At 43.2% G+C, this 15,600-nt stretch carries 12 protein-coding genes; 8 read left to right on the top strand and 4 right to left on the bottom strand.

Going from position 1 to position 15,600, the window contains the following annotated elements; all coding sequences use genetic code 11:
• Positions 1 to 10: 10 nt before the first annotated feature.
• Together LZG71_RS12035 and LZG71_RS12040 are read left to right on the top strand one after the other, a co-directional pair.
• Positions 11 to 1,132, top strand: coding sequence for a hypothetical protein (locus tag LZG71_RS12035; protein ID WP_233820723.1), 1,122 nt, complete (start codon positions 11 to 13; stop codon positions 1,130 to 1,132).
• Positions 1,133 to 1,189: 57 nt separating this feature from the next.
• Entirely contained in the window at positions 1,190 to 2,077 is an 888-nt protein-coding gene (locus LZG71_RS12040; protein WP_233820725.1) for a hypothetical protein, read from the top strand.
• Between the two features lie 141 nt (positions 2,078 to 2,218).
• Here the strand turns inward: LZG71_RS12040 and LZG71_RS12045 are convergent, their stop codons facing one another.
• Positions 2,219 to 3,064, bottom strand: a complete 846-nt coding sequence (locus LZG71_RS12045; RefSeq protein ID WP_233820727.1) for a hydroxymethylglutaryl-CoA lyase — start codon at positions 3,062 to 3,064, stop codon at positions 2,219 to 2,221.
• 82 nt (positions 3,065 to 3,146) lie between these two features.
• Positions 3,147 to 4,208, bottom strand: a complete 1,062-nt coding sequence (locus LZG71_RS12050) for an NAD-dependent epimerase/dehydratase family protein (protein WP_233820729.1) — start codon at positions 4,206 to 4,208, stop codon at positions 3,147 to 3,149.
• Positions 4,209 to 4,459: 251 nt separating this feature from the next.
• Between LZG71_RS12050 and LZG71_RS12055 the strand changes: the two genes are divergently transcribed.
• The 4 genes from LZG71_RS12055 to LZG71_RS12070 are packed head-to-tail and all read left to right on the top strand — an operon-like array spanning position 4,460 to position 11,518.
• Positions 4,460 to 5,209 carry a hypothetical protein gene (locus LZG71_RS12055; RefSeq protein WP_233820731.1) on the top strand — a complete coding sequence of 250 codons (750 nt, stop codon included), beginning with the start codon at positions 4,460 to 4,462 and terminating at the stop codon, positions 5,207 to 5,209.
• On the top strand, positions 5,206 to 7,977 hold the full coding sequence (locus LZG71_RS12060) for a carboxypeptidase-like regulatory domain-containing protein (protein ID WP_233820733.1): 2,772 nt from the start codon (positions 5,206 to 5,208) through the stop codon (positions 7,975 to 7,977). The genes LZG71_RS12055 and LZG71_RS12060 overlap by 4 nt, the downstream gene beginning before the upstream one ends.
• Positions 7,978 to 7,989: 12 nt before the next feature.
• Positions 7,990 to 9,108 carry a DUF4249 domain-containing protein gene (locus LZG71_RS12065; RefSeq protein ID WP_233820735.1) on the top strand — a complete coding sequence of 373 codons (1,119 nt, stop codon included), beginning with the start codon at positions 7,990 to 7,992 and terminating at the stop codon, positions 9,106 to 9,108.
• 10 nt (positions 9,109 to 9,118) lie between these two features.
• A complete protein-coding gene (locus LZG71_RS12070; RefSeq protein WP_233820737.1) occupies positions 9,119 to 11,518 on the top strand; it encodes a hypothetical protein in 2,400 nt (799 codons plus the stop codon).
• A gap of 130 nt (positions 11,519 to 11,648) precedes the next feature.
• On the opposite strand, the gene LZG71_RS12075 is transcribed toward LZG71_RS12070, so the two are convergent.
• Positions 11,649 to 12,110 (bottom strand): Lrp/AsnC family transcriptional regulator, encoded by a 462-nt coding sequence (locus LZG71_RS12075; protein WP_233820738.1) that lies wholly within the window; start codon positions 12,108 to 12,110, stop codon positions 11,649 to 11,651.
• 171 nt (positions 12,111 to 12,281) lie between these two features.
• Here LZG71_RS12075 and LZG71_RS12080 point away from each other — a divergent pair, with 171 nt between their 5' ends.
• Positions 12,282 to 13,235, top strand: a complete 954-nt coding sequence (locus tag LZG71_RS12080) for an NAD-dependent epimerase/dehydratase family protein (protein WP_233821081.1) — start codon at positions 12,282 to 12,284, stop codon at positions 13,233 to 13,235.
• 47 nt (positions 13,236 to 13,282) lie between these two features.
• Positions 13,283 to 14,470 carry a glycine C-acetyltransferase gene (kbl, locus tag LZG71_RS12085; protein ID WP_233820740.1) on the top strand — a complete coding sequence of 396 codons (1,188 nt, stop codon included), beginning with the start codon at positions 13,283 to 13,285 and terminating at the stop codon, positions 14,468 to 14,470.
• Positions 14,471 to 14,756: 286 nt separating this feature from the next.
• On the opposite strand, the gene LZG71_RS12090 is transcribed toward kbl, so the two are convergent.
• On the bottom strand, positions 14,757 to 15,557 hold the full coding sequence (locus LZG71_RS12090; protein WP_233820742.1) for a transglutaminase family protein: 801 nt from the start codon (positions 15,555 to 15,557) through the stop codon (positions 14,757 to 14,759).
• Positions 15,558 to 15,600: the final 43 nt, after the last annotated feature.

Here is a 15,600-nt window from a genome sequence, read left to right on the forward strand (position 1 = left end):
TCTTATTCGTATGCCGAATAGTTTGAATTCAATTGCACTCAACCAATATGCGGCCCGGTTCTCAACAACTGTTTTGAATGATGTTTACCGGTCCCAAGATATAGTTACAGGTTCTGAAATACTGAAACTCACCCCGGTACGCCAGGTTAATCTGGGTATATTAAACCGTCTTTTTGAACAATGGAAAAGTAATGCTGAATCTTTCCGCAGCCCTTATTTCGACTTTGAAAATGAGGAAGTAAAGCAAGCTTTGGAAGGTTTTATGAACACTGCTTCGCGCTACATAGCCGTGAAACGTGCGGATCTTGAACCCATGCTGCTAGATTCTGTGAAGGATGCATTGAAATTGCTTTTCTCTCCGGAGGTTTATCTGGAAGCAAAAATAAGAGAAACGCCTGACTCTGAATTTACACAGGCAAAGGCGGAGCAGCTCGTGAAATATACGCAGATCCATAGAAAAATGGGCGAAGCTTTGTTCCAGAAACTGGTGGATAGCGGCTCGGATTCAGCATACCAGACGCAGGCGATCAGCTGGGTGTATGAGATTAAAAATGATGAGGAATTGCTGGACGATAAAGAGCCTTATCTGGCTCAGTTTGCAGAAGTATTTCCGATAAATCTTTCCGAATTGATCATTAAGGATGAACAGAAAAGTGTACCTGTGTCGCCAAAGCCTGGTGAAGCAAAGTCTTTTTTTGATTCTGCGTTCGGTGATCTTGAAACTGTGAAGCCCGAAACGCCTGCTGCGGTGGCACCAAGGCTGGAACCCGGGGTAGCTGTGTTGTCGGAAATTGTAGCTAAAACCAATTCCACCGAGAAAGAGTCGCTTAACAGTAGTTTTAAGGTCGATATCCCAAAGGTTTCTGATGATAAATCATACGGCACTATTCCGGTAAGAGTAGAAAGTATCGCCACTTCTATACCATTAGGGCAGCGTTTTATGTTTGTAAATCAGCTTTTTAGCAAGAATAGCGAGCATTTTGAAAAGGCGATTTATGAACTGGATACCGTTAAAAGCTTTGAGGAAGCCCAGAATTTGATCTGGCACCGATATGCTTCCAAATATGCATGGGATGTAAACGGAGAGGCCGTAACCGCCCTTTTAAATATTGTAAAAAGAAAGTTTAATTAGAAATTATGATTTTGCGGCCGTCGATCGACGGCCGTTTTTTTAACTGTTGCTGTAAATATGAAAGAGCGATCTGGATATTTATCTCAACAGAAAAACTTCATCTTCTTACTTCTGTTCCTGTGTACACCTTCGGTGAAAGTCTGTGCACAAATTTTTCCATTTCCAGTCGGAGCCCGATCCTGGGGCATAGGCAATGCTACCGTAGCCAGAGCCGACTTAACTTCAGGTTTCAATAACATTGCCGGGTTGGGCGGAATTCGGGAAGGTGGAATTTTCTCTTCTTTCGATTCTCACTACGGTTTTGACGGTATAGGAACCTATTCTTTTGGTGCAATATTACCTCTTTCTGCCGATCTCGGTACTGGTGTAACGGTACAAAGGTTTGGAGATAAACTTTACAACGAATCGGCCATTGGTATTGGAGCGGGTCATCGGATAGGCAGGGTAAGTTTGGGAGTTAAAGTAAATTACCTTCAAAACGCCGTGAATGCACCATCACTTGCTTTCAGTCGCAAAGCGCTGGTCTTCGAATTTGGCGGAATTGTTCAGTTTTCTTCCCGGCTCTTTTTCGGAGCACATGTTTTTAACATGACGCAATCGTCTTATTCAGGAGATTATGGCAACAGAGTGCCGACGGCGTTGAGAGCAGGATTTCTGTACAAACCACAGACCAATATTCATTTGTCGGCCGAAATAGAGAAAAATACATATTTACCCTTTTCAATAAAAGCAGGTTTGGAATACCAAATTTGGAAGAAGCTGTATCTAAGGACCGGAGTTGCATCGCGGCCATTAACCAATCATTTTGGAGCAGGATTTAAAGCAAAGAAATTCTATATCGACTATGCGGTTCATTCCAATTCACAGCTGGGCTGGTCGCACCATTTTTCGTTGGGATATGTGTTTTGGGAAAGGAAAGAAGAAGGAAGGAGTGAGGGAAATTGAGTTAACAGTACAAAGTTTACAGGGGCTTTTGACTTGATATTAAGTAACTGTGCAAATTGTTTTGGATAATATCACTTTGTAATTAACTGAAATACAATATATTAAATTGCTAGTCGCTAACAGCTAATTGCCGACAGCTTCTTATGTGATAAGTTCAGAGAACATAGCTTTGGCAACCGCTAACGCCTGCAAATCCAGATTAGAAAGCTCTTTTACCTCTTTTCCATATTCTACCAGTTGCTCGGTTGGCATATTGCCAACCAGATCATCCTGTGCCATTGGGCAACCTCCGTATCCGAGTAAAGCACCGTCAAACCGGCGGCAGCCTGAGCGGTAAGCAGCATCAATTTTTTCGTGCCAAAGATGTGGTAGCGTATGAAAGTGTGCACCAAATTCAAGATCCGGCCATTGTGGAATGACGGTTGAGAACAGAGATTGGATGTCTTCGGTTTTGGCAACGCCGACTGTATCAGACAACGAGAATATTTTTATTTCCAACTGGCTCAGTTTTTCAATCCATTGCATCACAATCTCCGGGTTCCAAACGTCGCCATAAGGATTGCCGAATCCCATTGAAATGTAGATAACCAGCTCTTTGCTTTTTTGAGAACACAGTTCAGCCATTCGCTCCACCTTTATCAATGAGTCGGCAATAGTCGCATTGGTGTTTCTTAACTGAAATGTTTCCGAAATTGAAAAAGGAAAACCGAGATAGGTTGTTTCATCAAAGTTTGCAGCTTCTTCTGCTCCACGTTCATTGGCGACGATGGACAGTAGTTTGGTTCCACCCGAAGAGACTTTCAACTGTTTGATCAATGCAGCTGTGTCGCTCACCTGCGGCATTGCCTTTGGTGAAACAAAACTGCCGAAATCGATGGTGTCAAATCCAACGCGAAGCAACTGATTGATATAATCAGCTTTTGTTTCTGTTGGTATAAAAGGATGATGGCCTTGCCAGGCATCGCGGGGACATTCGATGATTTTCATGATCCGGTAGTTTGATGATTTGCACTGCCGCAGAGGGAGTAAACACCGACTGGCTGTGATTCGTGCCAGTCGGTAATTTCTCCTACTTCAAAATCGGAGCAAGGTCCTTTTCATTTTCCGCAAGCCAGGCCGTGATTTCTTCCACGATCTGCTTGATACCAATCTGAGGTTTCCAGCCTGTAAGAGCCGTAACTTTCGAATTATCGGTAACGTATAGACGGATATCGGCAGTCCTGTTTTCAGGAACGACTTTAATTGGAATTGTCTTGCCGGTCACTTCCTGGCAAATTTTAGTAAGTTCCTGCAATGAAGCACTGCTTTCCAGTCCGCCGCCTGCATTAAGAACTTCACCATTTACTTTATCCAGATTGTGCAGCTGCCAGTCGATCAAACGGTAAAGGTCTGCAACGTGCAGCATATCACGTATTTGTTTTCCGGTGCCACCGTAGCCGAAGTAGCCAAGTTGCTGTTCAAAATAGTGTTTTGCAATCCAAAGGACCATCACACCCTGATCGACCTTACCCATTTGCCATGGCCCGGTGATTACGCCGCAACGATTGATTACCGTGCGCAAATTGTAAAATTCGTTGTATTCCTGAATGATGAGTTCAGAAGCAAGTTTGGTTGTTCCGTAGAGCGAGCGTGCTCCTGTAAGTGGGAAATCTTCCGCAATTCCTTTCGAAGATACACCCGGAACCGGCTGGTCGTCCGACAGTGCAAAGCGTGTTTCTTCTTCTACAAAGTTCAGATTTTCAATAGTTTTGATCGGATACACCCGGCTTGTTGACAGGAAGATAAAATCAGCTTTGTGCTTCAAGGCATAGTTGAGACAGTTTACCGTTCCAACAAGGTTGGTATTGATCAGGTAGTCGGGAGTGCCGTCCAATCCTGCCAAAACAGAAGGCTCTGCCGATGCTTCTATCACCGCGTCTACAGCCGGAATGCTATCGAAATCTTCTTTGTTACGGATGTCTCCATGCACAAATTCTACTCCATGTTCTTTAAGTCTGGATAAATTCAGTTCTGAACCCCGTCTTTTTAAATTATCTAGCGCATATATCTGATAGTCAGGGTAATTTAGTTTGAGAGAAATGGCCAGTGCCGATCCGACAAACCCTGCTCCCCCTGTAATAAGAATTTTCATAAAGAGAATTATAAGGTAAAATGGAAGTATATGTGTGATAAATGGAGTGTCAAAGTTATCATCATTCAATAAGAATGGACAGATATCACCTATTTTTTTAATTTAGCGATTCGGAAGTTGTAACCGATAATCTCTGATTAAATATTTAGTTTTGATAGTAAGTAACTTAGATTCACATCTTTGTTAGCTTTAATGACTATTTGCCGCTAAAATCAACGTTGCAGCGTAACAATTATACAAACGGCCTGTTCATGCGAATTTTTACTTCTGTTTCATTCTTTTTGATACTGAATTCCTGCCTGTCTTTCGGGCAAATAGGTTCGGAGTATCCTTCACAAAATAAACTGCTTTCTGCGATTCCAACCGAGACGCAATATCCTGTGTCGTTGTATAAGGAAGCCACACAGCATACCCAGAATTTGTTCAACGGCCGTGTTTATTACATATACGATGGCAGGATGGAAGAACACCAGTTTTTTGAAAGCCGTAAATGGGATAAAGGATCAATCATATTCGACGGCCAGCGGTTCGATAGTGTGCAAACGCTTTATGACATTGTGAAAGATGAAATTGTGATACGTCACATGGGCGGAGAGCCAATTAGTCTTCCATCCGAACGCGTTCAGTATTTTTCAAATAACCGTCAGCCATTCAGATGGTTTGAGGCGGGTAAAGGCATTGAGCCTTCGATGCGTACCGGTTTCTATAACGTTTTTTACGACGGTCCCTCGCAGCTGTTGATACGAAGGATGAAGTTTCGGGAGGAAAAGATTAAAGATAAGAGTGTAATTACGATGTTTCCTCAGAAGGATTTTTATTACATCAGGAAAAACGATCATTATTTTAATGTAAGGACTAAAAAATCAGTGTTAAAGCTATTTCCCGAGCGAAAAGGTGAGTTGAGAAGAGCATTACGGGAATCGGGAATTCTATATAGATCAGATCGGGCAACAGCGATTGGCCGGATGGTTGCAACTTATGACGCATTAGCCAAACCATGAAAAGACTTTTACTATTCACCTTTCTCTCTTGTTGCTTACTAAGTTTTGATCAGTCCGTTGCACAAACGGTACCTGATAAAAAGATAACGATGCGGCTCGACTCCGCTCGTTTCAACGACTTTGTGAAGCAGGTGGAATCGCAAACCGGTTATTATTTTTACTACGATGCCACCAGGTTTGATTCCCTCACACTCGATTTGAACGTAACAGATCTTACGGTTCGTGAAGTGCTCGATCAGGTTTTTCGTGGCTCAGAGTTTGAGTACGCCATTGATGATCAGAAAAGGATTTTTGTTACCCAGGGTCAGCGGATTATTACGCAGCTTCAACCAGGACTGTTTAATCCCGATGCGGCAATCGATGGCAGTGGCATTACTTACGAAGGTCCGGATGACGCCATGAAAGAAAAACTGCTGTCGTCGGCAGAAAGCAAAGTTCATGACATTGGTATAAAAAAACACAGGATTACGCCAGGGAATTCAACCATGACGGGATACGTCAGGAATGCGATTACAGGCGAACCGGTGATTGGAGCCGCTGTTTTTATAGATTCTCCCTCAATTGGTGTTACCACGGATGCGCTGGGGTTATATTCATTGACAATACCCAGAGGCAAGCAAGTGGTTCGTATCAAAAGTTTTGGAATGCGTGAAACCCAGCGTCAGATCGTCCTGTATTCCAATGGAAAACTGGACATTGAAATGCGCGAAAGCGTAATCGCCCTGAAAGAGGTATCCGTGAAAGCGGGTATGGATAAAAACGTGGTGAGTACGCAAATGGGTCAGGTTAAACTTAATATTAAAAACCTGAAACAGGTACCAACTGTTTTTGGAGAAACGGATCTATTGAGAACGATCATGACCCTTCCCGGTATTAAGTCAGTGGGTGAAAACAGCACCGGTCTTAATGTTCGGGGTGGATCAACAGATCAAAACCTGATACTGTATAACGATGCAGTCATTTACAATCCGTCCCACCTTTTTGGTTTCTTCTCAGCATTTAATCCTGATGTACTCAGAGATGTGGAGCTGTACAAAAGTACCATTCCTTCCAAGTATGGAGGCAGGCTGGCGTCGGTTCTGGACATCAACAGTCGTGATGGTAACAAGAAAAAGTATGTGGTTTCTGGTGGTATTGGTTTGCTTACGGGCAGGTTGACCGTAGAAGGTCCGCTTGTGAAAGACAAGAGCTCATTCCTGCTCGGTGGACGTTCGACATACTCCAACTGGCTGATCAGAGCACTCGACAATCCGGAATACAATAAAAGTTCTGCTTCGTTTTATGATGTGAATCTCCATGTGAATCACGAGATCAACGAGAAAAATAGTTTGTTTCTGACAGCGTACACCAGCGACGACCGTTTCAGATTATACGGCGACACACTATATACCTATCAAAACCAGCTTGCTGCACTTAAATGGAAACACACTTTTAATACCAAATTTTATAGCGAGTATACGGTTTCACACAGCAAATACCAGTATGCAATGGGTGCTTCCGGACTTCCGCTCAATTCATTTGATTTGAAATTCAATATCCAGCAAAGCAACTTTAAAGCTGATTTTAGTTATGTACTGGATCCGAGACATACGCTGGATTTCGGGCTAAGTTCAATCTATTATAAGTTGAGCCCCGGAACTTTCACGCCGCGTGGTTCTGAGTCATTAATTCGTCCCGACGAGCTTGAAAAGGAGCAGGGTTTAGAAAGTGCGGTTTATATAGAAGATAAATTTGAAGTGAACCCAAGGCTTTCCCTCACAGGCGGTATCCGTTTCTCATTTTTTCAATATTTAGGGCCAAAAACCATAAATAAATATGTTCCCGGCTTCCCGATTGATTATCCATATCAGGACGGGACTGAAACTTTTGGGAAAAATAAAAAGATACAGAACTACGGAGGACCTGAGTTTCGTGCCTCCATGCGATACAGCGTGCTTGACAACCTGTCGTTAAAAGTTAGCTACAATACCCTCAGACAGTACATTCACCTGCTTACGAACACCATGTCGGTGTCGCCTACAGACATATGGAAGCTAAGCGACCGGTATGTCAAACCACAAATTGGTGATCAGGTATCGCTGGGACTCTACCGCAATTTTAGAGGCAATAAAATAGAGGTATCGCTGGAAGGTTATTACAAAAACATCAAAAACTTCCTGGATTACAAAGGCGGCGATTCGCTGATTATGAATCATGACATTGAAGCAGCCGTGCTGAATACCAATGCAAAGGCCTATGGGATTGAGTTTATGATGAAGAAAATGACTGGAAAACTCAATGGCTGGATCAGCTATACCTATGCAAGAACGTTGCTAAGAGCTGTGGATCGGGAATCTGCGGATGCGCCCAACGACGGCAATTACTACCCGAGCAACTACGACAAGCCGCACGATTTTACGATGATCACCAACTACCGGTTATCGCACCGTTTCAGCGTGTCGCTCAACTTTACTTACAGCACTGGTCGACCATATACACCGCCAATTGGAAAATACTACATTGATGGTGCTCAAAGAGTTTACTACGCAGACAGGAACCAATTCAGGATACCGGATTATTACCGTGCCGATTTTGCAATGAATATAGAAGGAAATCATAAGGTCAAAAAGCTGGCGCATAGCTCCTGGACTTTGTCAGTTTACAATTTACTAGGTAGAAAAAATCCTTCGTCGGTTTATTTCCAAACAAAAGACGGACAGGTGAATGGTTATCAGCTTTCTATTTTTGGGCAGCCGATTCCAACCATTACCTATAATTTCAGATTTTAAGCAGCAGTTTTTATGAGAGATCATTTATTGAAATTAAGTTTTATAATTCTGGTGCTCGTTCTGAACAGTTGTATTGAACCGTTCTCACCACCGGAAATAAATTCACCTGATCGGTATTTGGTAGTCGACGGTTTTCTGAATGCAAGTAATGATACAAGCTGGATAGAATTGAGGCATAGCCAGAATACCAACGACAATGCAACATACTCGGTTGAAAGCGGTGCCCGGTTGACTGTGGAATCGGAAGGTGGCTCCATATATACCTTTGCGGAGTACGGTAGTGGGCGGTACAGGCTTTTACCCATTAACATTTCGCCTGCGGACAAATACCGCCTTCGCATCAAAAGGACTAATGGTCAGGAATATTTGTCAGAATACGTAAAAGTAAGCCTTACTCCGCCAATTGACAGTATCAACTACCGCTATGACGCTGGTCGGGATGCCATGGTGATACAGGTAAATACCCATGATCAAACCAATAAAACACAATTTTATCGATGGAAATTTGAGGAGACCTATCAGTATCGTTCTGCCTACATTTCCTCACTGGTTTATAATCCTGAAACAAAACAAATCGATTACAGGAACGAAGACATCAATTTGTGCTGGGCTACAAAAAAATCCAATACCATCATTCTGGGATCGACCATTAAGCTCACATCCGACATCATCAAAGATCTTCCGATAAATGTGGTGGCGGTTAATACCAATAAACTTTACATAAAATACAGCATACTTGTGAAGCAGTACGGACTGAGCCAGGAAGAGTTTGAATACTGGACAAATCTGGCCAAAACTACACAGGGAACAGGAAGCCTTTTTGACCCTCAGCCTTCGCAGGTGACAGGGAATATCAAAAATGTGGCAGATGTGAAAGAATTGGTGTTCGGCTATTTTAGTGTGTCGAAAGAAGAAAAAAAGCGAATTTTTATGACACCTTATCTGGGACAGTTTCCAAGGTGCGATCCTCCGGATACTGTATCTGTGGGCGATTACATGAACAGCCCTGCCGGTTATTTGATGCATTATCATGGAAAAAATCAGGACACGCTCATCCGGACATCATACGGTTGTGCGGATTGCCGGGCACAGGGAGGAACCACTGTGAAACCATCATTCTGGGAATTTTAAGATATCAGTAATGAAAACAATGAGATACGCAGCGATTGTATTTTTTGGATTTTACCTCATACTGAACTCCATATTGACTTATGGGCAGGCTGACCCTATGGCCCGGTCTATTAAGGAGCGATTTAATATGTATGGCAATACCGCTCTTCAGGAAAAGATGTATGTGCATCTTGACCGATCATTTTACCTGATCGGTGAAACGATATGGTTCAAAGCCTACAATCTGGACGGCGCCCATAATCGTTTTCTGGATATGAGCAAAGTGGCCTATCTCGAAGTGTTGGATAAGGATAACAATGCAGTGATCCAGACTAAATTCTCATTGTCGGCGGGGAAAGGAAATGGTTCTGTGTCCATACCTTCGGCTATCGCAAGTGGAAATTACAAGGTAAGGGGTTACACAAGCTGGATGAAAAATTTCGGTCCGGAGTACTATTTTGAAACAGATATATCCATCGTAAATCCGTTTGTTAGGTTTGATCCCGCACCGGATGCCGAGCGGGAATTGAGTTATGACGTTCAGTTTTTTCCGGAAGGAGGTTATCTGGTCAAAAATATGGAAAGTAAGGTGGCTTTTCGTGCGACAGCGCCGGATGGAAAGGGGATCAGTTTCAGAGGTGTGGTTATTGATCAGCGCAATGATACGCTGGTGCGTTTTCAACCATCCAGATTTGGTATTGGAAATTTCATGTTGAAGCCAGAAAGCACCGATTCTCTTCGTGTGGTAATTACTGATTCGCGTGGCAGGCAATTTAATTATGCACTTCCAAAGGTTATGCAGCGCGGATATGTGATGCATGTATCGGACGCAGGCACCGGACAGGTAAAAGTGACTGTGAATCGTGCGGGCTTTGAAGAGCCGGGCGATGCATATATCCTGGCTCATACAAAACAGCTTAATCCGTTATCTGACAAGTTGGTTTTTGAAGGGAACAAAGCTGAGTTCAACATCAATCGTGCAGACCTGGGGGAGGGGATTTCCCACCTAACGATCCTGAATGAGAAGTTGAAGCCGGTTTGTGAAAGGCTGTATTTCAAGCGTCCTGAAAAAATGCTTACGCTTGATGCCAAAGTTGGTAAAGCAGATTTTACAACCCGTGAAAAAGTTACACTCGATCTGTCGGCGGGCCAGGCGAGTAACCTATCAGTCTCTGTGTTTTTATCAGATAGCATAAAGGGACTTCCACAGGAGGACATTGCAAGTTATTTTTTACTTACCTCCGATCTTCAGGGACAAGTTGAAGATCCTTCCTACTATTTCAGGAATGTGAGCAGCCAAACCGATCAAGACCTGGATAACGTGATGATCTCGCACGGCTGGCGAAGATTTAAGTGGGAAAATGTGTTCGGAGCTTCGGTGCCCAAATATGAATTTTTGCCTGAATATGATGGCCATCTGGTTTTTGGCAAAGTATTAAACACGAGTGACAACAAATCTGCTTCCGGAATTGGGGCGTATCTGGCACCTCTGGATTTTCCGGCTAAGTTATATACCAGTTCGAGTGATAACAACGGCAATATCCTTTTTGAATTAAAGCATTACATCGGTCCGAAGGAAATTACCCTTCAGACCAACCATCTCATTGATTCAACTTATAAATTCGAACTGACCAGTCCGTTTTCGAAACAGTTCTCACAAACAAGTGTTTCTCCATTCTTTTTTGATAAAACACGTGAAAAGGAATTGCTCACCCGGAGTATTAATATGCAGACGGGCAATTCATTTGTACCAAGGGCATTCGTAGAAAAAAAGGCTGTACTTACAGATTCGCTTGCGTTTTTTGGCTTACCCGATGAAAAGTATTTTTTGGACGACTATACCCGGTTTCCAACGATGGAAGAGGTATTGCGTGAATATGTGCGGGGCGTAATGGTGCGGAGAAGAAACAAAAGTTTCCATTTCAGAATGATAGACAAAGTTATCCCCAATACCTTTTACAGAACCGATCCATTGGTTCTGCTGGATGGAATTCCGATTTTTAACATTGATAAGTTTATGGAAATTGATCCGTTGAAAATCAAAAAAGTGGAATTGATGAGCTCACGTTATTATTTAGGAATGTTGCAGTTTACAGGAATTGTTAGCTTCTCAACTTACAAGAATGATCTTGCAGGCTTTGAGCTGGACCCGAAAGTGCTTGTTATTCCTTATGATGGTGTGCAGGCTGAAAGGGAGTTTTATGCCCCAAAGTATGATAATCAGGCTGCAATGAGTGGAAGAATGCCGGATTTTAGAAATCTGATGCACTGGTCTCCGAATGTAACCACGGATGAAAATGGCAAAGCACAAATCCAGTTCTTTACTTCGGATCAGATTGGCAATTATAAAGTTGTTGTTCAGGGGATTTCAAACAATGGCGTTGCAGGAAGCAGTACTACAAGTTTCAACGTAGGTAAGCGAAGCTTGTAGTTGATAGCCCGCCCCGATTTGCAATCCGGGCGCAAATGTTTGAGCGTTTTAACGCTTTTCTTAGTCGCGTTGCAAACGCTTAACCACAAAAACTCCCATTGCAAATCTGGGTTAGCTGCCCCGAGCCACTTCAAATATAATACTCCGAAGTATGTTTGATCTCTTTAAGCACAAAGGTGCTGTTCAGTACCCCAATGTTGTCAATCTTCGATAACTTGTACTTTACGAAATCGTGATATTCATCCAGGCTTCCTACATTGATTTTTAGTAAAAAGTCGACCTGACCGGCCATGTGGTAACATTCCTGTACCTCTTCCAGATTCTGAATTTCCTGTTCAAACTTCTCAATAAATGCTTCATTGTGGTAGCGCATCGAAACCTGGCAAATGGTGGTTACTGATCGATTGATCAGTTTTTTATCCAGAATTGCCACGTACTGTTTAATAAAACCAAGACTTTCCAACCGCCTCACGCGTTCGTAAATAGGCGATATGGTCAGGTTAAGCATGTTGGCAATTTCCTTCGTCGTTTTTTTTGCGTCCTTCTGTAATATTCTGAGGATTTTGGTATCGATCTTATCCAGTTGCTCCATGTGGAATAATATTTACTGCAGTTGAATTGGAATTGTTACTGTAAAAGTAATATTTTCTTTAAATGGAACATAGTGCGGGAACATTTGCTACGGATTGGCTTGATTCTTGAAAATAATGTCTGAAAAGGTAAAATTGCAAGTGATTTATGCTTTTAACGAGTACATGATATGATGAAATCAGAACGTATTTTGGTAATTGGTTCTAACGGTCAGATTGGCTCTGTGCTGGTGGAATATTTGCGCGGGATTTATGGAGAGAACGGGGTTGTAGCGTCGGACTTGCGCGAACCGGATCATAAGCCGGATTATTTTGAAAAACTGGACGCGACGGATGCAAATGGTTTGGCAGCGATTGTCAAAAAACATGGCATCACGCAGATATATCACCTGGCTGCAATTCTGTCGGCAAGAGGCGAACAGGATCCTCTGAATACCTGGCAAATCAACATGCAGACCTATTTCAACGTGCTCGAAGTGGCCCGGGAGCATGGCGTTCGCAAGATATTTTATCCAAGTTCAATTGCTGTTTTTGGTGATCACGTAGATGTAACAGCTGATCAATACTCCTATCTGGATCCTGCCACTGTTTATGGAATCAGCAAGGCAGCTGGTGAAAACTGGTCAAATTATTACTTTAAAAGATACGGGCTGGATATTCGCTCGTTGCGGTATCCGGGGATTATCAGTTACCAGTCCATGCCCGGTGGTGGCACAACCGATTACGCAGTTGACATTTATCACAAGGCTGTGAAAGGCGAGCATTTTGAGTGTTTTTTGAAAGAAGATACTACCTTGCCGATGATCTACATGAGTGATGCAATGGATGCAACAGTTCGTTTGATGGAGGCATCGGCTGATTCAATTAGTATACGAACGGGATATAATTTGGCAGGAATGAGTTTTTCGCCAAAAGAAATCGCTGCCAGTATCAGCAAAATTATTCATGGTTTTGAGATTAGTTACAAGCCGGATTTTCGTCAGGCGATAGCCGAATCGTGGCCACAGCATATTGATGACACCGTTGCCCGTAAAGATTGGGGATGGCGTCCAGCTTACACGCTGGACAAGATGACCGAAGAAATGATTTCGGAATTGCAGAAAAAGTATAAAACAGTTAAAGCCTGAGCCATAAAATCAGGTATTTATCTCAATCACATTTAAACTTACACATCATGTACGGAAATATTCAGCAGGAACTTCAGGAAGAACTTGAAGCGATCAAAGAAGCCGGATTGTATAAAAAAGAACGCGTTATCACCACGCCGCAATCGGCCAAGATTGCGACGGACAACGGTAAGGAAGTTCTGAATTTTTGCGCCAACAATTACCTCGGACTTTCTTCTCATCCGGATGTGATCGAAGCGGGAATTGAGGCGATCCGGACACATGGTTTCGGCATGTCATCTGTTCGGTTTATATGCGGAACACAGGATATTCACAAAGAACTGGAACGTAAAACGGCTGAGTTTTTAGGTACAGAAGATTGCATTTTATACGCCGCAGCATTCGATGCGAACGGAGGAGTTTTTGAACCTTTATTGGGCGAAAATGATGCCATTATTTCGGATGAGCTGAATCACGCTTCACTTATTGACGGTATCCGTTTGTGTAAAGCGAAGCGTTTTCGTTACAAACATAACGATCTCGCAGATCTGGAAACGCAGCTTAAAGCAGCACAGGGAAGCAGAAGAATTTTAGTTGTAACTGATGGGGTTTTCTCCATGGATGGCACAATAGCACAACTTGATAAAATTTGCGATCTGGCGGAACAATACGGCTCTATGGTCATGATTGATGAATGTCACGCTTCCGGTTTTATTGGCAAAACGGGCAGAGGAACACACGAGTTCAGAAACGTGATGGGACGGATTGATATCATTACCGGAACATACGGAAAAGCACTTGGCGGCGCATCAGGTGGTTTCACTGCTGCTAAAAAAGAGATCGTAGAGATTCTTCGTCAGCGCTCGCGCCCATATCTGTTTTCTAATACACTCGCTCCTTCTATTGTGGGTGCATCTATAAAGGTGTTGGATATTTTGTCGTCATCCACTGCACTGCGTGACAAACTGGAAGCCAATACAGCATATTTCCGGAAAGAAATGACCGAAGCAGGTTTTGATATCTTGCCAAGCGAGCATCCGATTGTACCAATCATGCTTTATGAAGCTAAACTGGCGCAGGAATTTGCTGCAAAGTTATTGGAAGAAGGCATTTATGTAATCGGGTTTTTCTATCCGGTTGTACCACAAGGTAAGGCGAGAATCCGGGTTCAAATATCAGCAGGACACGATCAGGACCATCTGGAAAAAGCCGTTGCAGCCTTTACAAAAGTTGGGAAAGAACTGGGAGTGATTTAGGAAGGAGTTAGGAGATTCCGGTCTGTACGCTTTTTGGCGGACTGAACGGTGTTTGCAGGAATTAATCTGGGGGCGCCGTCGACAATTGAGAATGAAGAACTGAGGAGGCGGGTGCAAATTAGTAATGGTGGAAATTGACTGCATAGCCCGGGAATTGACCATTAACCGCATCGGCGGACCGAATTAACCATTTACAATTAGAAAGACTCCTATTCCTCTCTTAACCAAAAGCCGGATGCGTTAGCTGCGTCCGGCTTTGATTTTATAACTGAGTACTTTGTACTTCTTATGCTTCGGGTTCCAGCAACTGCACTTCTACATGTAGTGACTGCAAAGTAGCATTCCCGTATTGTGTAACCATTGCCACATCCGCTGCGTCGCGCCCGTGTGCAATTTCAATTCTGTAACCTTCTGTTTTTTCCTGAACTGCATCGAAGGTATACCATTCTCCACCCAAATATACATCGAACCAGGCATGGAGATCCATGTCTTTTAGCTTGTCAAGATAACCTACTGTCATTCTGGTTGGTATGCACAGGTTCCGGCAAAGTGCTATGGCAAGGTGCGTGAAGTCACGGCACACCCCTATACGATTACGTGCAAGGTCGAGCGCTGTTGTACTCGAATCCGTTACGCCATATTGGTATTTTACATTCTGGTGAATCCAGGTTCTGATTGCTTCAACCTGATCATACCCGGGCGTAAGGTTCCCCGCGATATTCATGGCAAGCATGTTTATTTCGTGTAAATCCGACTCACAATACCGGCTTGGCAGGATGTAATGCATGATATCGTCGGGTAAATCCCCCACAAGCATGTAGGCAGGTGGCGGATTTGGAATTTCTTTAGTCTTATTTACCTGAGCCTGAACTTCGGTCGTAATCTTAACCTGGCCCACAGGTAAAATGGTGCGCTGGCAGGGATTACCATACAAGTCGATATATTCCGAAAATGGAACAGATGGCTCAATGTTAAAACCTTCCTGTATAATGGATTGTCCTTCCTGACGGCGTGGGCGCAGCATCGTAGTAATAGTAGTGGGGGCATATACATCGTAAGTGAATACGCTTCTTCCCTGCATCTTCATGTAGTCGTTGATTTAGTAAAGTTTGGTAAATATAAGCATGCTT

The organism is Dyadobacter sp. CY312 (assembly GCF_021390535.1).
Taxonomy (GTDB): Bacteria; Bacteroidota; Bacteroidia; order Cytophagales; family Spirosomataceae; genus Dyadobacter.